We start from the raw sequence: 24,078 nt of genomic DNA, 5'->3' as shown, positions 1-24,078 counted from the left end.
AGGGTATGACACGCAGGTCCGAGCGCAGAGCGGGCGGCGCCGTCGCCCAGGCGCCGGGAATTCGTCCGCACGTGGTGGCCGTGGTCGTCACGGAACCCGCGGCCGCGGTGCCACTCGTCACGCTCGAAGCGCCCGGCGCCGAGATCGCCGTCGTCTGCCTGCGGGCGGGGGCGAAGGAGGGCCGGGCGGCGCTCGACCGGGCTCTCGCGCAGGCCGCCGAGCGCGGCTGCCGCGTCCTGGGCGCTCCCCGGATCCTGGGGGGCGAGGGCGGCGACTCTGTCGCGGCGCTGCTCGACGAGCTGCGGGAGATCAACCCCGAGCGGCTGCACACCCTGGACCCGGACCCCGTTCATGTCTCGTTCGACGAGACGGGCGGAACGCCGGTGTACGACGAGCCGGCCGGGCACGCCGACATCGCGGCGGACGCGCTCGCCGCGGCACGCGCTCTCCAGTCGGAGACCGGAGAGCCCCTCTACGTCGACTGCCACCGGGCGAAGGCGGACGTACGCCTGGGCGCCGCGTCCTGCCTGCGGCATCCCGCCCCGGTGAACTGGCTGGTGGCGGGCTTCGACGGCCGGCTGACCGCCTTCCTGCCCACCGCCGCCGGGGTGGTGCGCTGGTTCCAGGACCTGCCGGACGGCACGGCCTGGCGCGGCCCCGAACCGGTGGAGGGCCCCGGTCTGCTGCCGGGGCTCACCGTGGTGCGCGATCCGCACGGCTTCCCGCACCTGTTCGCGCTGCGCAGGACGCGGCGCGGCGACGGCGGCGTGGACGTCGAGGTCGTGCACGCCGTGCAGTACCGCACCGGGCAGCCGCTGACGCCGTGGAACTCGCTCGGCGGCCCCAACTCCGGCGACTGGCGCAAGGGGCGCGAAGTCGGTTTCCCGACCGCCGCGTTCGACTCCGCCGGCAATCTCTTCGTCTTCGTACGGAACTTCGGACACAGCATCAGCTACCGCTGTCAGTCGGTGGACGGCGTCTGGACCGCGTGGCAGCACCTCGGGGGCACCCGGGTCGCCGACGACCTCGTCGCGGTGACCACCCCGCACGGCGGGGTCGAGGTCTACGCCCGGGCCCGCGACACGGAGGCCGTGGTCCGCTGGTATCCGGCGCAGGGGGGTGCCTGGACGGAGGACCGCACACCGCCGTTCGCGGCCCGGCCCGGCACCATGTCCCCGGCGCCGGAGCCGGGCAGCATCCACTTCCGCGACCTGCGGACCAACGCACCTTCCGCCTGGCGCCCGGGCGCCCAGGCGCCCTGTCCCCTCGGTGACGCGGAGGGCTCCGGGCCCGTGGCCGCGGCGTCGGGCGTCGAGATGGACGGCTGGGCGTACTCCCTGCTGATTCGGTCGGGTTCCGGCGGCGCCTGCGCGGTCGGCGCCTATCCCGAGGGCAGGCCCGGCACCGGGGTGTGGTGGCAGGACCTCGCGGAGCGGTCGTACGGCATTCCGGCCGCCGCCGTGAGCCGTACCGGGCGGCTGGCCGTCGCGACCAGGGCACCCGGACAGGGGCTGCTCGTCGCGCACCGGCGTGAGCAGGCGGGTTCCCTCGCCTTCGGCGACTGGCAGCCGGCCCGAGGCTGACCCCGGGCGGCCCGAGGCTGATCCGGCGGTCCGAGGCCGACCCCGGGCGGTCCGTGAGAGACCGGTAAGAGGACGGAAAGAGTCCGGTATAGCCGGATAGGAAATGGTTGTACGGGATCGCCTGTGATTAACGTCGCGATCAAGCCGTGGCCTATACACGTTCATTTTTGATGAGGCGTTGTTAAAGTTTGGATCTCTCGTGTGAAGCCCCTGTGAAACCCGGGGTTCACCTGTGAAAGCTCCCTGGGTCGCGACGGCGCAGCCGCAGGGCATTTTGTCCTGTCTTGCGCCTGGTTGAGGAGTTATGACCAAGCTGTCCCTGCGGGCTGTCCAGAAGCTGACCGTCAAGAAGCGGGATGCCTGGTGGACGGTCCTCCTTGTCGATCCCGTCGCCACGCGGATGCTGATCGTCCTCGCGCGTTTCCGGTTCATCACGCCGAACCGCGTCACCTGGGCCGCGCTGTTCGTCGGCCTGGCCGCGGCGGGCTTCTTCCTCAAGGGCGACCCCCAGTCCCTGCTCATCGGCGCGCTGCTCTACCACCTGAGCTTCATCCTCGACTGCATCGACGGAAAGCTGGCGCGGCTCAAGGGCAACGGCACCGTCTTCGGAGGCTGGCTCGACTACGTCTTCGACCGCATCCGCGTCCTGTTCTGCGCCCTCGCGCTGATGGGCGGTCAGTTCCTGCCCACCGACGACGAGCGCTATCTGGTCGCCGCGCTGGTCGTGGTCTTCCTCGACATGCTGCGCTACGTCGACGCGCTCCAGATCTACAAGATGCGCATGTCGATGCGCACGAAGATCGAGAAGATCACCAAAGCGCGTGAGGAGGAGGAGCGCGCCGCGCGCGGAGTCCCGGCCGACGCCGAGGGCGAGCAGGTCGTCTTCATGGAGGACCTGCTGCGGGACAACCCGGGCGCGGCGGCCGAGACCCTCCGCGAGGAGGCCGGCGCGGCGAACGTGGTGGACCTGCACGAGCAGTTCCGCGACCAGTTCCCCTGGTACACGCGCGTCCGCCGGGCGATGCTGCGCACCCGGATCCGGCCCCACCTCATCAGCGGCATCGAGTTCCAGATGTTCATCTTCATCGTGGGGCCGCTGATCGGTCAGATCCTGTGGACCACCGTGGTCTCCGCGGCCCTCGTGATGCTCTTCGAGCTCGTCATCATGTACAAGTTCTGGCTCTCCACCCGCGACTTCACCCGCGTCATGGAGGAGCTGAGTCCCGCCCCGGCCACCGTCGGGACCATCGCCCCGCATCTGCACCGGGGCCGCCACCGCCGTGCCGCGCAGGAGGCCCTGCTGGCCGACGAGCGGTACCGCGCACCGGAGGCCGAGGACGATCCCGGCTTCTGGCCCTACCCGCAGCCGAACGTCACCCCCCACGGGCACGACCTTCCGCAGCAGCACGACGGACTCCCCCATGTTCCCCGCCAGCACGCCGGCGCCGGGCCGCTCCCGCAGTACGGGACAGCCCAGTCCGGCGAGCGGCGCGGGGCACCGGGGGCGTGGGAGAACTCGAGATGAGACAGGTGCAGGACGGCGACAACTCCTGGGTGACGGTGGTCATCCCCGCGTACAACGCGGCGACCACCATCGGCAAGGCGCTCCAGTCGGCCGTGAACCAGACCTACGAGCTGGTCGAGGTGATCGTCGTCGACGACGCGTCGACCGACGGCACCATCGAAGTGGTCACCAACTTCGCCGGAAACAACCCGCGTGTGCGGGTGCTCCGTAGGAAGGAGAACAGCGGAGGCGTCGGGGCTCCCCGCAACTGGGGCATCGCACAGGCCGCAGGGCGCTGGGTGATGTTCCTGGACGCCGATGACGAACTGCCGCCCCGCGCCTGCGAGCGGCTCGTCGCGAGCGCGCTGGAGACCGGCAGCGACATCACCGCGGGCAAGGCGGTGCGGATCAACCGGACCACCGGCGAGTCCGAGCCCTGGGCCCCCGAGGTCTACGCGATGAGCCGCACCGTGTCCGACCTGGAGGAGTTCCCGCTCCTGCTCTCCGACCCCATCGCCGCCGCGAAGCTCTACAACGTCGAGTTCCTGCGCACGGCCGGAGTCTGGTTCCCCGAGGGCGTCTTCTACGAGGACACGTACTTCTCCACCGTCGCGGGCTGCCTCGCCAGGGGCATCACGGTCATCACCGAGCCCGTCTACCGGTGGATGTGGGAGTCGGACGGCGCGTCGATCACCGGCCGCACCGGCGAGCTGCGCAGCATCAGGGACCGCATCGCGGTGCACCGCGCCACGGACGCGTTCCTCCTCGAGCGGGGTCTGTGGTCGCTCAAGGTCCGCAAGGACTCCAAGTTCCTCTCGCACGACCTGCGGCTGTACATGCGGGCCCTCGCGGAGGGCGATGCCGCCTTCGAGCAGGGCTTCGCGGCGACGGTCAGCGCCTATCTGTTCTCCGTCAGCGACGAGGCGTTCGAGCTGTGCGGCCCCGTCGACCGGGTGCGGGCCTACTTCCTGATGTACCAGGAGACGGAAGCCGCCCTGACCACCCTGGACTACGCGCAGCGCAAGAGCGTCTTCTCCTCCTACCTCGTGGAGGAGGACGGCCGCGTCTACTGGTCCGGGGACCATCTCCACCTGCCGGACGCCCGCCGTCTGCTCGACGTCACCGAACTGGGCCTGGCCGCGGCACCCGTGTCCCAGGTACCGCTCTTCGCCCAGCTCAACAGCTGGCAGGTGGAGGGCACGAAACTCACCTTCGACGGCGAACTCGTCAACCGCTTCGGCCGGATCACCGCCGACGACACCATCAGTCTGTCCCTGGCCGTACGGAACCGGCACACCAAGCGGGACGTCGTCGTCCCGATCCCCAAGGTCTCCGTCGACGAGCGCTTCGTGACCTTCGAGGGCAGCGCGGACCTGGTCCGCGTGCTCGGCGACGACCTCTCCGAGGCCACCGTGTGGAACGTCTCGGTCGTCGTCGAGTGGAATCGCAGCCGGTCGCGCTCCGCGCTGAACGTGCGCGACATCGACCTCGACGGTCTGCACTTCACCCGGGAGGACGAGGAGTTCGAGGGATACCGCACCGTCAGCGGCAACCTCGCCTTCCGTTCCGCGACCGCGAGCCGGCGCACCTTCGAGGCCGAGCAGAGCGACCCGAACGCACCGTGGATGTGGTGGCGCGACCGCATCCATCCGCCGATCCGTCAGCTCACCCACCGCTTCGAGCTCGCGGTGGTCGTCCCGTGCTACAACGTGGCCAAGTACCTGGACGACTGCCTCGCCTCCATCGCGGCCCAGCGCGGCTTCGCCGCCACCCAGGTCATCCTGGTCGACGACGGCGCCACCGACGAGACGCCGCGCATGCTGGACCACTTCGCCCGCTTCTACGCCAACGTCACCGTCGTGCACCAGCGCAACGGCGGCCTGGGCAACGCGCGTAACACGGGCCTCGACCAGGTCAGCGCCCCCTACGTCACCTTCCTCGACTCGGACGACATCCTCGGCGAGGACGCCCTCGCCGCGATGCTCGAAGCCGCCCGCCGCGACGGCTCCGAGGTCGTCATGGGCGACCTCGTCAACTTCCCGGACCGGCCCTACGGCCCGTGGAAGGAGTACTTCGGCGACGGCGACCGGGTCTTCCACGACTTCGCCGACGCCCCCGACATGATCTTCAGCGGGTCGGCCTGCAACAAGCTGTTCAGTACCAGGCTGCTGCGCCGCCTGGGCCTGCGGTTCGGCGAGGGCGTGCACTTCGAGGACGCCTGGCTCACGCTGCCCGCGATGCTCCGCGCGAACTCGCTCAGCCTCGTCGACCGTCCCGTCTACTACTACCGCGGACGCCCCGACGGCTCCTCCATCATGGACTCCCTGTGGAGCAAGCCGGCCAACTACGTGGACCACCTGCGGCTCAACCACTTCCTCCTGAACTACAGCGCCGAGGAACGCCCCGAGATCCGCCGCATGTTCCACCGGTACGCCACCCGCACGTACAAGGGCTTCCTGTGCAACGCGCGCAACGTCATGGGCCGTACGCAGCTGGCCGAGATGTTCGCCGACCTCCACCGGCACTACGCGCAGATTCCCGACGACGTGATCGTCGAGTTCGTCACCAGCCCGGCCCAGCAGCTCGACCACTACGCCGCCAAGAGCGGGAACTTCGAACTGTTCTGCGACCCCGAGCCGGCCCTGGCCGCGGCGCCCCTCCGTTTGGAGCTGGACGACGACGGGTTCTACCGGACCTTCGCCGGAGGAGTCCGCCCGAGCACCACCGCCCGCGTCAAGGACCCCAATGTCGTGGTGGAGAGCGTCCGCGCCCGCGACGACGTGCTGGTCGTCGAAGGCTGCATGGCCTTTCCCGGAGTCGACCTGAGCGGCCCGATGGACAACCGTCTCGAGCTGGTCTACCAGACCCGCCACAGCAAGGTCACCGTGCCGCTCACCCAGGTGTACCGGCGCGACCTGTGGAACGCCCGCAACGGCCGCGACCTGTACGCGGGCTGGCACGCGGAGCTGCCCGCCGAGGTGCTCGCGGACAGCGGCTTCGGCGTCGGCGACCTGCGCCTGCGCGTGCACCTCGCCGACGGCAGCCGCCACCGCAACGTCGTGATGAAGGCACGCCTCGCGCTGCACCGGCTCAAGGGGCCGGGCCGGGTCGGCCCCTACCGCTACATGCTGACGATCGCCGCGCAGGACGCCCTGCACCTGCGGCTCGTCGCCTCCGGCCCGGCGGCCCGGGTCCGGCACGCGCTGTGGCGGGCCGGGCGAGAGCTGCGCATCCTCAAGACGCGCAACCCCGGCTGGCGCATGCGGTTCGCCTACTGGCTGACCTACCCGTTCCTGAACTCCAAGGAGATCTGGCTCATCGGGGAGCGCTCCGACACGGCCCAGGACAACTCGTACCATTTCTTCAAGTGGATCCGGCAGAACCGCAAGCGCCGCAAGGCGTACTACGTGATCGACGGCGCGTCCGCCGACCGCGCCAAGGTCGCGCCGTACGGGCGGGTGCTCACGCTCGGCAGCTTCAAGCACCGCGTGTACCTGCTGCACGCGACCAAGCTCATCGGGTCGTACGATTCCGAGTCGTATCTCGTCCCCGAGGGCTACAAGAAGGCGCTCTTCCTGCATCGCTTCGGCGAACTGGTCAAGTACCAGCGGGTGTTCCTTCAGCACGGCGTCACCTACAACGATGTGACGACCGGTGCCGACCAGCGCATCGCCAGCTACGACCTGCTGGTGACGGCGGGCCGGCAGGAGCGCGACTTCATGGCGCTGGAAGCCGGGTACGGCGACCGGGCCAAGCCCGTGGGCTTCCCCCGCTTCGACGCCCTCCAGCGTGAACCGAGGGACAAGCCGCGCATCCTGCTCATGCCGACCTGGCGGCAGTGGATCGTCACCGCCTCCTACAAGAAGTCGGCCGGCCCGGCGAAGACCAACTTCACCCAGTCCGAGTACTACCGCTTCTACCGGTCACTGCTCTCCGACCCCCGGCTGGGCCGGGCGCTCGACCACTTCGGTGTGGACCTGGAGTTCTTCCCGCACTACGAGATCCGGCCTTACCTGCACAACTTCAAGTTCTCCTCGCCGTCCATCGAGGTCGCCGACCCGCACACGCGCAACGTCCAGCAGGCCATGAAGGAATGCTCGCTGATGGTCACCGACTACTCCTCGGTGTTCTTCGACGTGGCCTACATGGGAATCCCGCTCGTCTACGTCCCCTTCGACGAGGAGGACTTCTACGGGCGGCACTACAAGCGCGGCTACTTCAACCTCTCCGAGGACGGCTTCGGCCCGGTCTGCCGGACCGTCGACCAGGCCGTCGACGAGATCATCGAGGTCGTCCGCCGCGGTTTCACCGTCGAACCGGCCTACCGCGCGCGCGTCGAGGACTTCTTCGTGCACCGCGGGGGAGGCAACTGCCAGCGGGTCTACGAGGCCATCGACGCCATGGGCGACGCGAGCGCGGCGCAGCTGGCACCCCCGGCACCCGTGGGCGCGCTCATGCCCGGCCGGTCCCGGTCGCCCGAGGGGGCGGGGCGGCACGGCTGGGTCGACGCGGCCTGACACCGGCCCCGGCGACCGGGCCCTTATGCCCCGTCGCCCGGAACAAGCAGAGAGGACCCCCGCCGTGGCGGGGGCCCTCTTCGTGTACGAGGCGGTGTTACGCGGGAACCGAAGCCACCCCGGCCTCGAGGAACCGCTTGCCGTTCGCCCGCTCGCTGACGCCCTCACGGTCCAGGTACGGCGTGATGCCGCCCAGGTGGAAGGGCCAGCCCGCGCCGGTGATCAGGCACAGGTCGATGTCCTGGGCCTCGGCGACGACGCCCTCGTCGAGCATCAGACCGATCTCCTGGGCCACCGCGTCCAGGACGCGGTCGCGGACCTGCTCCTCGGTGAGGACGACATCGCCCTGCTTGAGGAGCGCGGCGACCTCGGGGTCCAGCTCCGGCTTCCCGGAGTCGTACACGTAGAAGCCGCGCTTGCCCGCCTTGACGACGGCCGCGAGGTTCGGGGAGACCGTGAAGCGGTCCGGGAAGGCCCGGTTGAGGGTCTCCGAGACGTGCAGACCGATCGCCGGGCCGACCAGCTCCAGCAGGACGAGCGGGGACATCGGCAGGCCCAGGGGCTCCACCGCCTTCTCCGCGACCTCGACCGGCGTGCCCTCGTCGATGACGTTCTGGATCTCGCCCATGAAGCGGGTGAGGATGCGGTTGACGACGAACGCCGGGGCGTCCTTCACCAGCACCGCGGTCTTCTTCAGCTTCTTGGCGACACCGAAGGCCGTGGCCAGGGAGGCGTCGTCCGTCTGCTCGCCGCGGACGATCTCCAGGAGCGGGAGGATCGCGACCGGGTTGAAGAAGTGGAAGCCCACGACCCGCTCGGGGTGCTTCAGCTTCGACGCCATCTCGGTGACCGAGAGGGACGAGGTGTTGGTGGCGAAGATCGCGTGCGCCGGGGCGACCGCCTCGACCTCCGCGAACACCTGCTGCTTGACGCCGATCTCCTCGAAGACGGCCTCGATGACGAAGTCCGCGTCGGAGAAGCCCTCGGCCTTGTCCAGCACACCGGAGACCAGCGCCTTGAGGCGGTTGGCCTTGTCCTGGTTGACGCGGCCCTTGAGCAGCAGCTTGTCGATCTCGGCGTGGACGTAGCCCACACCCTTGTCGACGCGCTCCTGGTCGATGTCCGTCAGGACGACGGGCACTTCGAGGCGGCGCAGGAACAGCAGCGCCAGCTGCGAGGCCATCAGGCCCGCGCCCACGACGCCGACCTTGGTGACCGGACGGGCGAGCGACTTGTCCGGCGCACCCGCCGGGCGCTTGCCGCGCTTCTGGACCAGGTTGAAGGCGTAGATGCCGGAGCGCAGTTCGCCACCCATGATGAGGTCGGCGAGGGCCTGGTTCTCGGCGTCGAAGCCCTGCTGGAGGTCGCCGTTCTTGGCGGCGGCGATGATGTCCAGCGCGCGGTAGGCGGCCGGGGCCGCACCGTGCACCTTGCTGTCGGCGATGAAGCGGCCCTTGGCGACGGCCTGGTCCCAGGCCTCGCCGCGGTCGATCTCCGGACGCTCCACGGCGATCTCGCCCTTGAGGACGGCCGTCGTCCAGAGCAGCGACTGCTCCAGGAAGTCCGCGCCCTCGAAGATCGCGTCGGCGATGCCGAGGTCGTAGACCTGCTCGCCCTTGAGCTGCTTGTTCTGGTTGAGCGAGTTCTCGATGATCACCGAGACGGCCTTGTCCGCGCCGATCAGGTTCGGCAGGATCGTGCAGCCGCCCCAGCCGGGGACCAGACCGAGGAAGACCTCGGGGAGCGAGAACGCCGGCAGCGCCGCCGAGACCGTGCGGTACTGGCAGTGCAGACCGACCTCGACACCGCCGCCCATCGCGGCACCGTTGTAGTACGCGAAGGTCGGAACCGCTATGCCCGCGAGGCGCTTGAAGACCTCGTGGCCGCCCTTGCCGATGGCGAGCGCGTCGTCGTGGTTCTTCAGGAGCTCGACGCCCTTGAGGTCCGCGCCGACCGCGAAGATGAACGGCTTGCCGGTGATGCCGACACCGACGATCTCGCCGGCCGCGGCCTCCTTCTCGACCTGGTCGATGGCGGTGTTGAGGTTCGCCAGCGACGCCGGGCCGAAGGTGGTCGGCTTGGTGTGGTCGAAGCCGTTGTCCAGCGTGATGAGCGCGAAGCGCCCGGCGCCGGAGGGCAGGTCGAGGTGACGTACGTGCGCGGACGTCACGACCTCGTCGGGGAACAGCGCGGCCGCACCCTTCAGGAGTTCAGTGGTGCTCACTTGTCGCCTCCGGCGTCCTTGTGGTGCGGGTTCTCCCAGATCACCGTGGCGCCCATGCCGAAGCCGACGCACATGGTGGTGAGGCCGTAACGGACCTCCGGCTGCTCCTCGAACTGGCGGGCCAGCTGCGTCATCAGACGCACGCCGGAGGAGGCCAGCGGGTGACCGAACGCGATGGCGCCGCCGTACTGGTTGACGCGCGCGTCGTCGTCGGCGATGCCGTAGTGGTCGAGGAAGGCGAGCACCTGGACGGCGAAGGCCTCGTTGACCTCGAAGAGGTTGATGTCCTCGATCGACAGGCCGGCCTTGGCGAGGGCCTTCTCGGTCGCCGGGATCGGGCCGTAGCCCATGACCTCCGGCTCGACGCCCGCGAAGGCGTAGGAGACCAGGCGCATCTTGACCGGGAGGTTGTGCTCGCGGGCGAAGTCCTCGGACGCGATGATCGAGGCGGTCGCACCGTCGTTCAGACCGGCCGCGTTACCGGCGGTGACCCGGCCGTGGACGCGGAAGGGGGTCTTGAGGCCGGCCAGGTTCTCCAGCGTCGTACCCGGGCGCATCGGCTCGTCGGCGGTGACCAGGCCCCAGCCGGTCTCACCGACCTCCGCGTTGGTGTTGCGCACCGAGACCGGCACCAGATCCTGCTGGATCTTGCCGTTGGCGTACGCCTTGGCGGCCTTCTCCTGCGAGCGCACGGCGTACTCGTCGGCGCGCTGCTTGGTGATGTGCGGGTAGCGGTCGTGCAGGTTCTCGGCGGTCATGCCCATGAAGAGGGCGGACTCGTCGACCAGCTTCTCGCTGACGAACCGCGGGTTCGGGTCCACGCCCTCGCCCATCGGGTGACGGCCCATGTGCTCGACACCACCGGCGATGACGGCGTCGTACGCACCGAAGGCGATGGAGCCCGCCGTGGCGGTGACGGCGGTCAGCGCGCCCGCGCACATGCGGTCGATGGAGTAGCCGGGGACCGACTGGGGGAGCCCGGCCAGGATGCCGGCCGTGCGGCCGAGGGTCAGACCCTGGTCGCCGATCTGGGTGGTCGCGGCGATGGCGACCTCGTCGATCTTCTTCGGGTCGAGACCCGGGTTGCGGCGCAGCAGCTCCCGGATCGCCTTCACGACGAGGTCGTCGGCGCGGGTCTCGTGGTAAATGCCCTTCGGGCCCGCCTTGCCGAACGGGGTGCGGACGCCGTCGACGAAGACGACATCCCTGACGGTACGAGGCACGATGGCTCTCCTCCAGGGTGCGGGGTGGCACTGCTGCGCGGCGCACGCGACTGAGCGCGCGCTCACCTCTCCATGCTACTTGTGAGTAACCATGCTGCCCAGCCCCGGAGGCGGGAGCGGTGAAGGTCACATCCGCGGGGGTGCCGTGGACCCTCCCGGGGCCAGGACGGGAGTGGGCACCGGAGGCGAGCCCGACCCCTCACCCCGTGATCACCTCGAACGACGTACCCGCCGCGTCCGCACAGAACGCGCCACCCGTGGTCGTGACGCTTTCACCGTCTGCGACGACTTCTGCCCGCCTTTCCGCTACGCGCCGACCGAGGATCTTGGCGTGATCTCGACGTCGCTGTTCCGCTTCAGGGGGCCGTTCGGCGCGCACTGGGGGACGATCTCGGCCGGTGCGGTGCTCGTCGTCCTGCCGACCTTGATCGTCTTCCTGTTCCTCCAGCGGTTCATCCGCAACGGGTTCACGCGGGCCGTGACGAAGTGAGCCTCAGGCCTTGGGGGGTGCGGCGAGGGCCGTCACCAGTACCGGCGTGACCTGCTCGATCTGCCAGGGCCGGGCCCCGTGGGCGGCGAGTGCGGCCGCCACCGAGTCGGCGTCCGCGAGCTTCGGCGGCTCCCAGCACACACGGCGCACGGTGTCCGGCGTGATCAGGTTCTCCTGCGGCATGTTCAGCCGCTCGGCGAGCGCCGACACCGCGGCGCGGGCCGCGGAGAGCCGGGCGGCGGCGGCCGGATCCTTGTCCGCCCAGGCGCGCGGCGGCGGAGGGCCGGTCACCGGCTGTCCGGGCTGCGGCAGCTCGGCGTCCGGCAGTGCCCTGGCCCGGTCGACGGCGGTCTGCCACTGCTCCAGCTGCCGGCGGCCCATGCGGTGCCCGAAGCCGTTCAGCGCGGCCAGGGCGTGTGTGTTCGCGGGCAGGGCGAGCGCCGCCTCGACGATCGCCGTGTCCCCGAGCACCTTGCCCGGCGAGACGTCCCGGCGCTGCGCGATCCGGTCCCGGGTCTCCCACAGCTCCCGTACGACCGCCATCTGCCGGCGCCGGCGCACCTTGTGCATGCCGGACGTACGGCGCCAGGGGTCCTTGCGCGGCTCCGGCGGCGGCGCCGAGGCGATCGCGTCGAACTCCTGCTGGGCCCACTCCAGCTTGCCCTGCCGGTCCAGCTCCTTCTCCAGGGCGTCGCGCAGGTCGACGAGCAGCTCGACGTCGAGGGCGGCGTAGCGCAGCCACGGCTCGGGCAGCGGCCGGGTCGACCAGTCGACGGCGGAATGCCCCTTCTCCAGTACGAAGCCGAGGACGCTCTCGACCATCGCGCCCAGGCCGACCCGCGGGAACCCGGCGAGCCGCCCGGCCAGCTCGGTGTCGAAGAGCCGCGTCGGCACCATGCCTATCTCGCGCAGACACGGCAGGTCCTGGGTGGCGGCGTGCAGCACCCACTCGACGCCGGAGATCGCCTCGCCGAGGCCCGAGAGATCGGGACAGGCCACGGGGTCGATCAGCGCCGTGCCGGCGCCCTCGCGGCGCAGCTGCACCAGATAGGCGCGCTGGCCGTATCGGTACCCGGACGCACGTTCGGCGTCCACGGCCACGGGGCCGCTGCCGGCGGCGAAGGCGGCGATCACCTCGGCGAGCGAGGCGTCGTCGGCAATCACGGGCGGAATGCCCTCGCGGGGCTCGAGCAACGGGGTCGGCGCCGTTTCGACGTCGTCCGGAGGGGCGCCTCCGGTGGTTCGCAGTGAGCTGTCTGCTGCGGTCTCTTGGGCGTCGGTCACCTGTCAAGGGTATCTGTGTATGGACAACGCCCGCCGACGGAACGTTCCGTCGACGGGCGTCTGGGGGTCGTAAACCAGTCACGTGTCACACGTGTCAGTGAATGTGGTCGGTGCATGTGGTCGGTGCAGCGCGTCGGCGGATGCGATCGGCGGTGTGATCGGCGGATGCGGTCAATGGGAGTGGTCAGGGGGTGTGGTCAGTGGGTGCCGTCAAGGGGTGCGGTCAGTGGATGATCCCGGTCCGCAGGGCCACCGCCACCATTCCGGCGCGGTCGCCCGTGCCGAGCTTGCGGGCGATGCGGGCGAGGTGGCTCTTGACGGTCAGTGCGGACAGGCCCATCGAGACGCCGATGGCCTTGTTCGACTGGCCCTCGGCGACGAGGCGCAGCACCTCCACCTCGCGTCCGGACAGTTCGCGGTAGCCGCCCGGGTGGCTCGGGGCACCCGGGGGGCGGCGGTGCATACGGGCGGCGGCGGAGCCGATGGGGGCGGCGCCGGGCCGGGTGGGCAGTCCCAGATTCGTCCGCGTGCCGGTGACGACGTAGCCCTTCACTCCGCCCGCGAGGGCGTTGCGGACGGCGCCGATGTCGTCGGCGGCGGAAAGAGCGAGGCCGTTGGGCCAGCCGGCGGCTCTGGTCTCTGACAGCAGGGTGAGGCCGGAACCATCCGGCAGGTGGACGTCGGCGACGCAGATGTCACGCGGGTTGCCGATACGGGGACGGGCCTCCGCGACGGACGACGCCTCGATGACGTCGCGCACTCCGAGCGCCCAGAGGTGGCGGGTGACGGTGGAGCGGACCCGTGGGTCGGCCACGACCACCATGGCGGTCGGCTTGTTCGGGCGGTAGGCGACCAGGCTTGCGGGCTGCTCGAGGAGAACGGACACCAGGCCTCCTGGGGTGCGGGGACGGGGCCGGCTCTGGGGATGAAGCCGGGACGAACCGTGCTTTCAAGGTCACAGAGGTCTTCGGCATCAAACCCGTGGTCCTTTAGAGAATGATCACGATTTGGTGAGTAACAATATGGGCAATTCGGACGCGCGAGCGATCACCCGAAGATCGAATCGGTTCGCTCCGCGTCATAACGGGTCAGAAAGTGGTCGTATCGACAAAAGGTCAGCGAGAGGGCCGCGACCGTGGGACAAGCGGCGGGGACCGGTGCGCACGAAGGGGCGGCTCCCGCTTTCGCGGGGCCGCCCCTCGGGGTCGTCGGGTCAGCGGGACTGCGGCCCCCGCCGCTGCGGCAGCGTCACCACGGAGGCGTCGGCGCCCGGGCCCGTCGGCGGCAGGCCCGCGATCTGGCACAGGAGATCGCACCAGGAGGCGAGGTGGGCGGCCGTGTCCGGGACGCCGCCCAGGCCCTCGCGCGGGGTCCAGGAGGCGCGGATCTCGATCTGGGACGCGGCCGGCCGCTCGCCGAGGCCGCCGAAGTAGTGCGAACTGGCGCGGGTGACCGTCCCGCTCGGTTCGCCGTACGACAGCCCGCGGGCCTCCAGCGCGCCGGTGAGCCAGGACCAGCACACCTCCGGCAGCAGCGGGTCCGCGACCATCTCCGGCTCCAGCTCCGCGCGGACCAGCGTGACCAGCCGGAACGTGCCCTGCCAGGCGTCGTGTCCGGCCGGGTCGTGCAGCAGGACGAGCCGGCCGTCGGCCAGGTCCTCGTCGTCCTCGACGACGGCGGCCTCCAGCGCGTACGCGTACGGGGCGAGCCGCTGGGGCGGCCGCGTCGGGTCGATCTCGATCTCCGGCCGCAGTCGTGCGGCCCTCAGTGCCTCGACAGAGGCGCGGAAGGGCAGCGGAGCCGTCTCCGTCCCATCCCGGTCCCCCTCCTTCGCGTCGTCCATTCCGCCAGCGCCGTCCGACAGTCGTCCCTGAGCCGCAGCCATGCGGGGAAGATTAAGGGGAAGGAAGCGCTCGTGCAGGGAGGGACACCCGTGCGAAGGGCCACTGTCCGGATCGCGCTGTGCGAATGTGCGCCCCCCGCCCCCTTCGCCCCCGCCCCCTTCACCCCCCGCCCCCTTTCGGGGCCCGGGCCCGGGCGGGGCTGTCGGTGGGGCGTGCGAGACTTTCCGTCGTGAGTGCCAACGACCGCCCCGCGACGGGCCAGCCGACAGCCACGTACGAGTCCGCCTTCCTCAAGGCGTGCAGGCGCGAGCCCGTGCCGCACACGCCGGTGTGGTTCATGCGGCAGGCCGGGCGCTCGCTGCCGGAGTACCTCAAGGTGCGCGAGGGCATCCCCATGCTCGAGTCGTGCATGCGCCCCGAGCTGGTCGCCGAGATCACACTCCAGCCGGTCCGCCGGCACAACGTGGACGCGGCGATCTACTTCAGCGACATCGTCGTACCGCTCAAGGCCATCGGCATCGACCTCGACATCAAGCCGGGCGTCGGCCCGGTCGTCGAGAAGCCGATCCGCACCCGCGCCGACCTGGCCCAGCTGCGCGACCTGACCCCCGAGGACGTCTCGTACGTCACCGAGGCGATCAAGCTGCTGACGGCCGAGCTCGGCGAGACCCCGCTCATCGGTTTCGCGGGCGCGCCCTTCACCCTCGCGAGCTATCTCGTGGAGGGCGGCCCGTCCAAGAACCACGAGCACACCAAGGCGCTCATGTACGGCGACCCGCAGCTGTGGGCCGACCTCCTCGACCGTCTCGCCGAGATCACCTCGGCCTTCCTCAAGGTCCAGATCGAGGCGGGCGCCTCCGCCGTCCAGCTCTTCGACTCCTGGGTCGGCGCGCTCGCCCCCGCCGACTACCGCCGCTCGGTGATGCCCGCCTCCACCAAGGTCTTCCAGGCCGTCGAGTCGTACGGCGTGCCCCGTATCCACTTCGGTGTCGGCACCGGTGAGCTGCTCGGCCTCATGGGCGAGGCGGGCGCGGACGTCGTCGGCGTCGACTGGCGCGTCCCGCTCGACGAGGCCGCCCGCCGCGTCGGCACCGGGAAGGCGCTCCAGGGCAACCTCGACCCGGCGGTCCTGTTCTCCACGACGGAGGCGGTGGAGACCAAGACCCGCGAGGTGCTTGATGCGGCCGCCGGTCTCGAGGGCCATGTCTTCAACCTCGGCCACGGCGTCCCGCCGACCACCGACCCGGACGCGCTGACCCGCCTCGTGGAGTACGTCCACACGCAGACCGCCCGCTGACCGGCCGAGGTCACCAGGTGTGCCGCGCCTGCCTGCCCCACAGCAGGCTGCGCGGCGCCGGTGGCGGCGGTGTGCCCGGGCGCAGTGGCCAGGCGAGCAGCATGCCGGCGAGGAAGCCGACCACATGCGCCGCGTACGCCACCGTCCCCGCCGTGGAGACCGCGCCGCCCGACGAGTAGACCGCCTGGAGCGCGAACCAGAAGCCCAGCACGATCCACGCGGGCAGCCGCAGCGGCAGGAACACCAGGAACGGGACGAGGACCCACACTCTGGCCTTCGGGTAGAGCACCAGATACGCGCCCAGGACACCGGCGATGGCCCCGGAGGCGCCGATCAGCGGGTCCCCGGAGTCGTCGTTGAGGAGTGCGAAGCCGTACCCCGCCACGTAGCCGCAGGCCACGTAGAACAGCGTGAAGCGCACATGCCCCATGCGGTCCTCGATGTTGTTGCCGAAGATCAGCAGGAAGAGCATGTTGCCCAGCAGGTGCAGCCAGCTGCCGTGCAGGAACATCGCCGTCAGGACCGACAGCGGGGGCGACTTGTCGTAGTCCGGCGGCGCGGCCACACAGCCGGGGCCCTGCGGGCCGATGCCCACCTCGCCCGTCGGCACGAGCCGCGGCATCTGGTGGTGGATCAACTCCTGTGGCACGGCCGCGTAGCGTTCCAGGAACGCCTGGAGATGACACAGCTGCGACACCCCGCTGTCTCCCGTCACCGATCCCGCTATGCCGGGGGTGAAGAGGAAGACGGCGAAGTTGATCGCGATCAGCGCATACGTCACATAGGGCGTGCGCTGTACCGGGTTCACGTCATGGACGGGAATGACCACAAGAAAGTAGTGCCCTGGATGAGCCCGGCGAACCGGTGAACGCGACCGGACGGTCGTACGTATGTCTCCTCAACCGCCCGCGATGCCGGCAACTACGTGAGGAACAGGCGATGAACGAGCGAGTTACTCCTCCGATACACGCCCTGCCCGACGGGGAGGCGGAGGTCGCCCTGGTGCTGCATCTGCCCTGGGAGGATGTCGCCCTGCTCGGCCAGGAGGCCGGCCGGCTCGCCGCCAAGATGCAGCGCCCGGTGACCATCGACGAGGCCGTCAGCCATCGGCTGCGCTCCAACCGCCCTGCCTCCCATGCGAAGCCGGCGGGGGCGCAGCCGCCCGCCGTGCCGTCCACCGCGTCCGTGTCCGCACTGTCGCCGCGGCCGCCGGCCGAACAGGCTCGGCAGGCCATCGAGCGGATCAACGGGACGGCCGGTCAGCACGAGTCGGCATAGCGGGGGCCGCCGAGCCGCGTGATGTCGCGGGTCCGCGCCCCTCTCGGGGCGCGTGCCTCACACACCGTTGGCGCGTACCGCCGCCACCGCCTTTCGCGCCGCCACCAGGATCGGGTCCCACACCGGTGAGAACGGCGGCGCGTAGCCGAGGTCGAGGGCCGTCATCTGTTCCACCGTCATGCCCGCGGTGAGCGCCACCGCGGCGATGTCCACGCGCTTGCCCGCGCCTTCGCCGCCGACGATCTGCACACCGAGCAGCCGCCCCGTGCGGCGTTCGGCGAGCATCTTCACCGTCATCGGATCGGCGCCCGGGTAGTAGCCCGCGCGGCTCGTCGACTCGACGGTGACCGCCTCGAACTGGAGCCCCGCCCGCCGCGCGTCCTTCTCGCGCAGCCCGGTGCGGGCGATCTCCAGGTCGCAGACCTTGCTGACCGCCGTACCGACGACACCGGGGAACGTGGCGTACCCGCCGCCCACGTTGGCGCCGATGACCTGCCCGTGCTTGTTGGCGTGCGTGCCCAGGGGGATGTGCCGTTCGCTCCCGGAGACCAGGTCGAGGACCTCGACGCAGTCGCCGCCCGCCCAGATGTTCTCGTGGCCGCGCACCCGCATCGCGAGGTCGGTCAGCAGCCCGTGGTGCTCGCCCAGCGGCAGCCCGGCGGCCTGCGCGAGCGTCGTTTCGGGGCGTACGCCGATGCCCAGGACCACCACGTCCGCCGGGTACTCGGCGTCCTCCGTGGCGACCGCGCGGACCCGTCCGTCGTCTCCCGTCGGCAGCCCGGTGACCTCGGCGTCGTTCACCATGGTGATGCCCAGGCCCTCCATGGCCTTGTGCACCAGGCGGCCCATGTCGGGGTCGAGGGTGGCCATCGGCTCCTTGCTGCGGTTGACGACGGTCACCTCGTAGCCGCGGTTGATGAGCGCCTCGGCCATCTCCACGCCGATGTACCCGGCGCCGACGACCACGGCCCGACGGCCCCGGGTGGCGGCCAGCGTGTCGAGCAGGGCCTGGCCGTCGTCCAGGGTCTGCACCCCGTGCACCCCGGGCGCGTCGACGCCGGGCAGCTCCGGGCGGACCGGCCGGGCGCCGGTCGCGATCACGAGTTTGTCGTACGACGTCCACGACTCGGCCCCGGACGCCAGGTCCCGGGAGCGCACGCGGGCGCCCTCGGCGTCGATCTCCGTGACCTCCGTACGGATCCGCAGGCCGATGCCGCGGGCCCGGTGCTCCTCGGGGGTGCGCGCGATCAGCTGATCCCGTTCGGCGACGTCGCCGCCCACCCAGTACGGGATCCCGCACGCCGAGTAGGAGGTGAAGTGGCCGCGCTCGAACGCCACGATCTCCAGCTCGGCGGGGCCCTTGAGGCGACGTGCCTGCGACGCGGCGGACATGCCCGCCGCGTCGCCGCCGATCACGACCAGGCGCTCTTTCGTACGGCTCGTACGGCTCATGCTCATACGAACACGCTACGGGGCCGGGGCCGGGGCCGGTCAGTGCTCTTCCCGTCCCTCCGCGGGCCGCTGCGCGGGCGCCGGCGAGGGCGCGGGGAAGCCGGGAACCGCACCCGGTGCGGCGGTCGTCGCCGGGGCCGGACGGCGCGGCAGCCGGGGCCGTACGAGCCGCACCCACACGAACACCACCAGCGCCGCGACCGCCGCGAACGGGAGCACCGCGCCGAACGCCAGGGCGATCCAGCGCAGCAGCGTGACGAAGACGTGCCAGCCGCCCGCGAGCGCGTCCAGGAAGCCCGGGTCCTCGTCCTTGGCCGCCGCCTTCTTCACCGGGGTCTCGGACAGGGAGAGCGTGATGGTGGCCAGGCTGGTGCGGTCCTTCAGGGACGCCTGCTGGGCCAGCAGGGCCTCCAGGTCGGCCTCACGGCTGCTCAACTCCCCCTCCAGGCTGACCACATCGCTGAGCTTGGTCGCCTTGTCCATCAGCTCGCGGACCCGGGCGACACTGGCGCGCTGCGACTTGATGCGGCTCTCCACGTCGACGACCTGGTCGGTGACGTCCTCCGCCTTACGGGAGCGGTCGATGAGCTTGCCCGTGCCCTCCAGGTCACCGAGCACCTGGTCGTACTTCTCGCTGGGCACACGCAGGACGACACGGGTGCGCTCGTGGCCCCGCGCGTCCCGGCTGGTGCTCTCGTTGCCGATGAAGCCGCCCGCCGTCTCGACGGTCGTACGCGCGTCGTCGAGGGCCTTGGGCACATCCTTGACCTGCACCGTCAGAGAGGCGGTGCGGATGATGGCGCTCGCGGTGAGCTTGGGCGCGCCGGAGGCCTTGGCGCCGCTCGCCGAGCCGCTGTCGGCCGCGCCTTTTTGGGCGCCCGGAGCGGCGGCCTTCGCGTCCGAGCTGCTGCCGCCGCCGTCGTCGGCGGCGCTGCACCCCGCGAGCGCGAGAGCGGAGGTCAAAAGCAGGGCCGCCAGGACCCGAACAGGTCGTACGGTGCGTGCTGTCTGCATGTGGGCTACCCCCGGAAGTCGTCGTGCCTGACGCTTCTTCGACGCCCGGCCCGCCAGGAACGTTGGCCGGATCCGGTCCCGATGCCATCACGGTCGGGACTCGCCGAGGACACTGGTCCCGGCGCGGTCACGGTCCGGACTCACCCAGGTCACCGGCCCCCGGCCGGACTGTCAGTGAGGTCTGACAAAGTGGGGACATGAGCACAACTCAGACGCGCACGGGTATGGGGCAGGTCGTCGTCATCGGGGGCGGGATCGCGGGGCTGGCCGCCGCGCACCGGCTGCTGGACCGTGGCGCGCGCGTGACCGTGCTCGAGGCGTCGGACCGCCTCGGCGGCAAGCTGCTGCCCGGCGAGATCGAGGGCGTCCGGGTCGACCTCGGCGCCGAGTCGATGCTCGCGCGCCGCCCCGAGGCGGTGGGCCTCGCGCGTGAGGTGGGCCTCGCCGACCGCCTCCGCCCCCCGGCCACCGCCTCGGCGTCGATCTGGACCCGCGGCGCCCTGCGCCCCATGCCCAAGGGCCACGTCATGGGCGTCCCGGGCACGGCGTCCGCGCTGGCCGGCGTGCTGAGCGACGAGGGCCTGCGCCGCATCGAGCGCGACGCCGACCTGCCCCGCACGGAGGTCGGCGACGACGTGGCGGTGGGGGAGTACGTGGCGGCGCGCCTCGGCCGCGAGGTCGTCGACCGCCTGGTCGAGCCCCTCCTGGGCGGGGTGTACGCGGGCGACGCGTACCGCCTCTCGATGCGCTCGGCGGTCCCCCAGCTCTTCACCGCGATCCACGCGCACGCGTCGCTGACGGAGGTGGTCCGCGAGCTCCAGGAGAAGGCGGCCGCGGCCCAGCAGACGGGCCCGGTCTTCATGGGCATCGAGGGCGGCGTCGGGCAACTGCCGCTCGCGGTCGCGGAGTCGGTGCGCGCGCGGGGCGGCGAGATCGTCACCGGGGCGCCGGGTGACCGAGCTGCGCAGAGCCGAGGGCGGGCCGGCCGCGTGGGTGGCTGGTCGCCGGCGGTCGTGTGCTGCACGCCGACTCCGTGGTCGTCGCCCTGCCCGCCGCGGCCGCCGCCGAGCTGCTGCGCGCCGAGGCACCCGCCGCCGCGGCCGAGCTGGCCGGCGTCGAGTACGCGTCCATGGCGCTGGTCACCCTCGCCTACCGCCGCAGTGGGACCAGCCTCCCCGAAGGCAGCGGCTTCCTCGTGCCTCCCGTCGACGGGCGCACCATCAAGGCATCGACGTTCGCCTCCCAGAAGTGGGGCTGGATCGCGGACGAGGACCCCGACCTGCTGGTGCTGCGCACGTCGGTCGGGCGGTACGGCGAGACGGAGATCCTCGGCCGGGACGACGCCGGCCTCGTGGACGTCTCGCGCCACGACCTGCGCGAGGCGACCGGCCTGGCCGCCACGCCGGTCGCCAGCCGCGTCACCCGCTGGACCGACGGCCTGCCGCAGTACCCCGTCGGCCACCACGCGCGCGTGGCCCGCATCCGCGACCACGTCGCCAAGCTGCCCGGCCTCGCCGTCTGCGGCGCGGCGTACGACGGCGTCGGCATCCCGGCCTGCATCGCCGGCGCGTACGCCGCCGTGGAGCAGCTGGGCGGCGACCGCGCGGGGCTGGACGAGCTGAGTGCCCACCCGGTGCAGAGCCTGCACGGCGGAGCGGGAGAATAGCCCCATGAGTGACGACGCCCCCACCACCGAGTCCGGCAGGATCCCGAACAAGGGCAAGCTGGCCAAGGACCTCAACGAGGTCATCCGCTACACCCTGTGGTCGGTCTTCAAGCTGAAGGACGTACTGCCCGAGGACCGCGCGGGTTACGCGGACGAGGTCCAGGAGCTGTTCGACCAGCTCGCCGCCAAGGACGTGACCATCCGGGGTACGTACGACGTGTCGGGGCTGCGCGCCGACGCCGACCTCATGATCTGGTGGCACGCCGAGACCAGCGACGAGCTCCAGGAGGCGTACAACCTCTTCCGCCGCACCAAGCTGGGCCGCGCCCTGGAGCCGGTGTGGTCGAACATGGCGCTGCACCGCCCCGCCGAGTTCAACCGCTCGCACATCCCGGCGTTCCTCGCCGACGAGACGCCCCGCAACTACGTGAGCGTCTACCCCTTCGTGCGCTCCTACGACTGGTACCTGCTGCCCGACGAGGACCGCCGCCGCATGCTCGCCGACCACGGCAAGATGGCCCGCGGCTACCCGGACGTGCGCGCCAACACGGTCGCCTCGTTCTCCCTCGGCGACTACGAGTGGATGCTGGCCTTCGAGGCCGACGAGCTGTACCGCATCGTCGACCTCATGCGCCACCTGCGCGCCTCCGAGGCCCGTATGCACGTCCGCGAGGAGGTCCCGTTCTACACGGGGCGTCGCAAGTCGGTGGCGGAGCTGGTGGCGGGGCTCGCCTGACAGCCACCAGCGGGCATGCCGCCGGGGCGCGCGTGGTCGAGCGGGACCGTGACGGTGCCGCGCAGTTCGGGGTCGCCCGGCGCGGCGGGTACGCCGCCCGCCGGTGCGGCGGCGAGGCCCGTCAGGAGCAAGGACCCGGCGGCGGTGCAGGGGGCGGCGGCTCTCATCGGGCGTCCCTTTGATCGGTGAGGGCCGTTGATCGGTGAGGGGCCGTCAGCCGCGCTCCCGGTGGGTGAAGGCGGCGCGCAGCTCCGGTTCGCCGATCGCGCGGATGCCGCGTACGGCGACGGAGGTGAGATACGTACGGTCGTCGCCGGCTTCGTCGGCGTGCCGGGGCAGGGCGCCGAGCAGCCGCTGGCCGGCCGGCGACGCCCAGCGCGTGTACGGGTGGACCTCGACGCGGGCGATGGCGAGACAGCTCAGCGTGAGGAGCAGGGGCAGCGCGAACCAGACGACGACCGGGATCTGCTCCTCGGCGGCCTCCGCGGGCATCAGTACGGCGACCGCGCCCAGCGCGGCGACGGCCGCGGACGCGGCCTGCACCTGGCGGACGGCGCCCGCGACGGTCGTACGCGCGCCGTCGGGCACGGCGAGGCCCGCCGTGACGAGCCGGTCGGCGAGCGAGCGCACGGGGTCGGCGGCGGCGGTCGTCCGGCGCACCGGCGCTATCCGCGACTGCCCCTCCGGGCCTATCGCGCCCAGCACCGAACGCTCCATCTCGTCCCGCCCGTTGGGGTCCACGACGGTCGCCCAGCCGGTGTGCGCGAGCAGCAGCCGCCGCTGACGGGCCATCGCGACGAGCGTCAGATCGGCCACCCGCTTCGGGCCGCCGGCCAGGAACGCCGCCTCGTACAGCGTCAGGGCGTGGCCGCGCGCGGCGTTCGCGTCGACGGCCGCGGCGCGTACGGCGGCCAGGCACAGGCGTGTGCAGGACGTGCCGGCGGCGACCCACGCCAGGAGCAGGAGAAGGACCCAGAACATGGCGTTTTTCTATGCGAACAGGTGCCCGAGCGCCACGGGGTTTCCACGATATGGACGGAGCGTTGTCGGTATGTGACGTTCCGTTTGACGTCGTGCGGGCGTCGTACGGGCGTCGTGCGGGCGTTGTACCGGGAGCGGGTTGGTGCCGTTCCGGCGCTGGTCAGTTCTTTTCGGAGGGCCTGGGGCTGGAGGCGGCGGGCGGCAGGGTGTAGGTCGGCGAGGGGGTGACCGGAATCGGGGAGTTCGGTGAGGCCTTCGGTCCCGGCGGGGCGGGGGAACTGGTGAGCGGGGGCGGGCCGGAGGTGGCCGCGTCCCGGGCCAGCGCGTCGAAGTCGACCAGGCCGGTGGCCTCGAGGACCTTGATGTGGTCGAGGACGGTGGTGTTCGCGTCGTCGGCGAGGTCGCGCACCAGGGAGTTGCGGGTGCCCGCGCGGACCTGGGCGACGACGGAGAAGACCTTGCCGTGGGCCTGGCGCAGGATGTTGGCGAAGTCCCGGTCGTAGGTCTCGCCCTGCGCCGAGTTCAGGGTGGCGAGCCACTGACGCTGCTGTGGGTTCGGCTGGTTGGGCAGCTCGAGCCCCAGACGCGCGGCGACGTTGCGGACCCGGGCGTCGAGGAACGTGTGGCCCTCGACGAGGTGCTCGCCCGCCGTGTGCACGGCCTGGGTGGTGCCCTTGTCCTGTGCCTGCTGCCCCGCGGGCAGTTCCCACAGGCCGGCCAGCCGGACCTTCGTGACGAACTCCCGGTCCAGGGCGGACAGCGGGCCGAACTTCGTCGACACGGTCTGGGCGCTCAGGGTGTCCAGGCCTGTGCCGGAGCGGTCCGCGTACGACCAGATCGGAAAGATCAGCGCGACGAGGGTCGCGGTCAGCCCGGCGATGATGAGTCCGGTGCCACTGAACAGTCCGGTGTGGTTGATGGATCGCATGTCGGTGTGCCTCCTGCTTGCGGCACCGCACGCTAGTGCGCTTCGGGTGCGGCTTGG

Annotated in this window: 17 protein-coding genes and 2 pseudogenes; 8 read left to right on the top strand and 11 right to left on the bottom strand. The window is 71.2% G+C overall.

Annotated features, from left to right (window positions below):
* The first annotated feature begins 5 nt into the window (after positions 1 to 5).
* From GTY58_RS11730 to GTY58_RS11720, 3 genes are all read left to right on the top strand, one after another.
* Entirely contained in the window at positions 6 to 1,583 is a 1,578-nt protein-coding gene (locus GTY58_RS11730) for a hypothetical protein (protein ID WP_010983677.1), read from the top strand.
* Between the two features lie 304 nt (positions 1,584 to 1,887).
* A complete protein-coding gene (locus GTY58_RS11725) occupies positions 1,888 to 3,108 on the top strand; it encodes a CDP-alcohol phosphatidyltransferase family protein (protein WP_010983676.1) in 1,221 nt (406 codons plus the stop codon).
* On the top strand, positions 3,105 to 7,604 hold the full coding sequence (locus GTY58_RS11720; RefSeq protein WP_078234700.1) for a glycosyltransferase: 4,500 nt from the start codon (positions 3,105 to 3,107) through the stop codon (positions 7,602 to 7,604). The genes GTY58_RS11725 and GTY58_RS11720 overlap by 4 nt, the downstream gene beginning before the upstream one ends.
* 97 nt (positions 7,605 to 7,701) lie before the next feature.
* Here the strand turns inward: GTY58_RS11720 and GTY58_RS11715 are convergent, their stop codons facing one another.
* Positions 7,702 to 9,828: a 3-hydroxyacyl-CoA dehydrogenase NAD-binding domain-containing protein gene (locus tag GTY58_RS11715; protein ID WP_010983674.1), complete on the bottom strand. Its 2,127-nt coding sequence runs from the start codon at positions 9,826 to 9,828 to the stop codon at positions 7,702 to 7,704.
* A complete protein-coding gene (locus GTY58_RS11710; RefSeq protein ID WP_010983673.1) occupies positions 9,825 to 11,051 on the bottom strand; it encodes an acetyl-CoA C-acyltransferase in 1,227 nt (408 codons plus the stop codon). Before GTY58_RS11710 ends, GTY58_RS11715 begins: the two co-directional genes overlap by 4 nt.
* A gap of 274 nt (positions 11,052 to 11,325) precedes the next feature.
* On the opposite strand from GTY58_RS11710, the pseudogene GTY58_RS11705 reads away from it, so the two are divergent.
* Positions 11,326 to 11,541, top strand: a pseudogene (locus GTY58_RS11705) (carbohydrate ABC transporter permease); the annotation flags it as partial.
* 3 nt (positions 11,542 to 11,544) lie between these two features.
* Here the strand turns inward: GTY58_RS11705 and GTY58_RS11700 are convergent.
* The 3 genes from GTY58_RS11700 to GTY58_RS11690 all read right to left on the bottom strand — a co-directional run bounded on the left by GTY58_RS11700 (position 11,545) and on the right by GTY58_RS11690 (position 14,710).
* Positions 11,545 to 12,825 (bottom strand): ribonuclease D, encoded by a 1,281-nt coding sequence (locus GTY58_RS11700; protein ID WP_010983671.1) that lies wholly within the window; start codon positions 12,823 to 12,825, stop codon positions 11,545 to 11,547.
* Between the two features lie 223 nt (positions 12,826 to 13,048).
* Entirely contained in the window at positions 13,049 to 13,711 is a 663-nt protein-coding gene (locus GTY58_RS11695; protein ID WP_010983670.1) for a response regulator transcription factor, read from the bottom strand.
* Positions 13,712 to 14,038: 327 nt separating this feature from the next.
* Positions 14,039 to 14,710 carry a DUF3000 domain-containing protein gene (locus GTY58_RS11690; RefSeq protein WP_010983669.1) on the bottom strand — a complete coding sequence of 224 codons (672 nt, stop codon included), beginning with the start codon at positions 14,708 to 14,710 and terminating at the stop codon, positions 14,039 to 14,041.
* A 188-nt stretch (positions 14,711 to 14,898) separates the two neighbouring features.
* Between GTY58_RS11690 and hemE the strand changes: the two genes are divergently transcribed.
* Positions 14,899 to 15,966 carry a uroporphyrinogen decarboxylase gene (gene hemE / locus GTY58_RS11685; RefSeq protein WP_010983668.1) on the top strand — a complete coding sequence of 356 codons (1,068 nt, stop codon included), beginning with the start codon at positions 14,899 to 14,901 and terminating at the stop codon, positions 15,964 to 15,966.
* 10 nt (positions 15,967 to 15,976) lie between these two features.
* On the opposite strand, the gene GTY58_RS11680 is transcribed toward hemE, so the two are convergent.
* Positions 15,977 to 16,795 carry a rhomboid family intramembrane serine protease gene (locus tag GTY58_RS11680; RefSeq protein WP_010983667.1) on the bottom strand — a complete coding sequence of 273 codons (819 nt, stop codon included), beginning with the start codon at positions 16,793 to 16,795 and terminating at the stop codon, positions 15,977 to 15,979.
* 110 nt (positions 16,796 to 16,905) lie between these two features.
* Here GTY58_RS11680 and GTY58_RS11675 point away from each other — a divergent pair, with 110 nt between their 5' ends.
* Positions 16,906 to 17,244, top strand: a complete 339-nt coding sequence (locus GTY58_RS11675; RefSeq protein ID WP_037649999.1) for a hypothetical protein — start codon at positions 16,906 to 16,908, stop codon at positions 17,242 to 17,244.
* Positions 17,245 to 17,301: 57 nt separating this feature from the next.
* Here GTY58_RS11675 and GTY58_RS11670 read toward each other — a convergent pair whose 3' ends face one another.
* Both GTY58_RS11670 and GTY58_RS11665 read right to left on the bottom strand, forming a co-directional pair.
* The gene (locus GTY58_RS11670) at positions 17,302 to 18,702 is read right to left on the bottom strand and encodes an FAD-dependent oxidoreductase (RefSeq protein WP_010983665.1); all 1,401 of its coding nucleotides are present in this window, start codon (positions 18,700 to 18,702) and stop codon (positions 17,302 to 17,304) included.
* A 33-nt stretch (positions 18,703 to 18,735) separates the two neighbouring features.
* Positions 18,736 to 19,710 (bottom strand): DUF4349 domain-containing protein, encoded by a 975-nt coding sequence (locus tag GTY58_RS11665; RefSeq protein WP_010983664.1) that lies wholly within the window; start codon positions 19,708 to 19,710, stop codon positions 18,736 to 18,738.
* Between the two features lie 197 nt (positions 19,711 to 19,907).
* Between GTY58_RS11665 and hemG the strand changes: the two are divergent.
* Both hemG and hemQ read left to right on the top strand, forming a co-directional pair.
* Positions 19,908 to 21,376, top strand: a pseudogene (gene hemG / locus GTY58_RS41595) (protoporphyrinogen oxidase).
* Between the two features lie 4 nt (positions 21,377 to 21,380).
* A complete protein-coding gene (hemQ, locus tag GTY58_RS11655) occupies positions 21,381 to 22,112 on the top strand; it encodes a hydrogen peroxide-dependent heme synthase (RefSeq protein WP_010983661.1) in 732 nt (243 codons plus the stop codon).
* Here the strand turns inward: hemQ and GTY58_RS39575 are convergent.
* The 3 genes from GTY58_RS39575 to GTY58_RS11645 all read right to left on the bottom strand — a co-directional run bounded on the left by GTY58_RS39575 (position 22,061) and on the right by GTY58_RS11645 (position 24,021).
* Positions 22,061 to 22,279 (bottom strand): hypothetical protein, encoded by a 219-nt coding sequence (locus GTY58_RS39575; RefSeq protein WP_042492952.1) that lies wholly within the window; start codon positions 22,277 to 22,279, stop codon positions 22,061 to 22,063. The two genes, hemQ and GTY58_RS39575, sit on opposite strands and share 52 nt — an antisense overlap.
* A gap of 46 nt (positions 22,280 to 22,325) precedes the next feature.
* The gene (locus tag GTY58_RS11650; protein WP_010983660.1) at positions 22,326 to 23,093 is read right to left on the bottom strand and encodes a TIGR04222 domain-containing membrane protein; all 768 of its coding nucleotides are present in this window, start codon (positions 23,091 to 23,093) and stop codon (positions 22,326 to 22,328) included.
* 160 nt (positions 23,094 to 23,253) lie between these two features.
* Positions 23,254 to 24,021: a DUF4142 domain-containing protein gene (locus GTY58_RS11645; RefSeq protein WP_010983659.1), complete on the bottom strand. Its 768-nt coding sequence runs from the start codon at positions 24,019 to 24,021 to the stop codon at positions 23,254 to 23,256.
* Positions 24,022 to 24,078: the final 57 nt, after the last annotated feature.

Source organism: Streptomyces sp. SID5469 (assembly GCF_009862865.1).
Lineage (GTDB): Bacteria > Actinomycetota > Actinomycetes > Streptomycetales > Streptomycetaceae > Streptomyces > Streptomyces avermitilis.
Note: the sequence above shows the minus strand (reverse complement) of the source record. Positions and strands in the feature narration are given on the sequence as shown.

Excerpts from the sequence above, each read along its gene's own strand:
- GTY58_RS11645 (WP_010983659.1), bottom strand. The coding sequence starts at position 24,021 with ATGCGATCCATCAACCACACCGGACTGTTCAGTGGCACCGGACTCATC.
- GTY58_RS11720 (WP_078234700.1), top strand. The coding sequence starts at position 3,105 with ATGAGACAGGTGCAGGACGGCGACAACTCCTGGGTGACGGTGGTCATC.
- GTY58_RS11650 (WP_010983660.1), bottom strand. The coding sequence starts at position 23,093 with ATGTTCTGGGTCCTTCTCCTGCTCCTGGCGTGGGTCGCCGCCGGCACG.
- GTY58_RS11665 (WP_010983664.1), bottom strand. The coding sequence starts at position 19,710 with ATGCAGACAGCACGCACCGTACGACCTGTTCGGGTCCTGGCGGCCCTG.
- hemQ (WP_010983661.1), top strand. The coding sequence starts at position 21,381 with ATGAGTGACGACGCCCCCACCACCGAGTCCGGCAGGATCCCGAACAAG.
- GTY58_RS11670 (WP_010983665.1), bottom strand. The coding sequence starts at position 18,702 with ATGAGCATGAGCCGTACGAGCCGTACGAAAGAGCGCCTGGTCGTGATC.
- GTY58_RS11725 (WP_010983676.1), top strand. The coding sequence starts at position 1,888 with ATGACCAAGCTGTCCCTGCGGGCTGTCCAGAAGCTGACCGTCAAGAAG.
- GTY58_RS11690 (WP_010983669.1), bottom strand. The coding sequence starts at position 14,710 with ATGGCTGCGGCTCAGGGACGACTGTCGGACGGCGCTGGCGGAATGGAC.
- GTY58_RS11730 (WP_010983677.1), top strand. The coding sequence starts at position 6 with ATGACACGCAGGTCCGAGCGCAGAGCGGGCGGCGCCGTCGCCCAGGCG.
- GTY58_RS11675 (WP_037649999.1), top strand. The coding sequence starts at position 16,906 with ATGAACGAGCGAGTTACTCCTCCGATACACGCCCTGCCCGACGGGGAG.
- GTY58_RS39575 (WP_042492952.1), bottom strand. The coding sequence starts at position 22,279 with ATGAGAGCCGCCGCCCCCTGCACCGCCGCCGGGTCCTTGCTCCTGACG.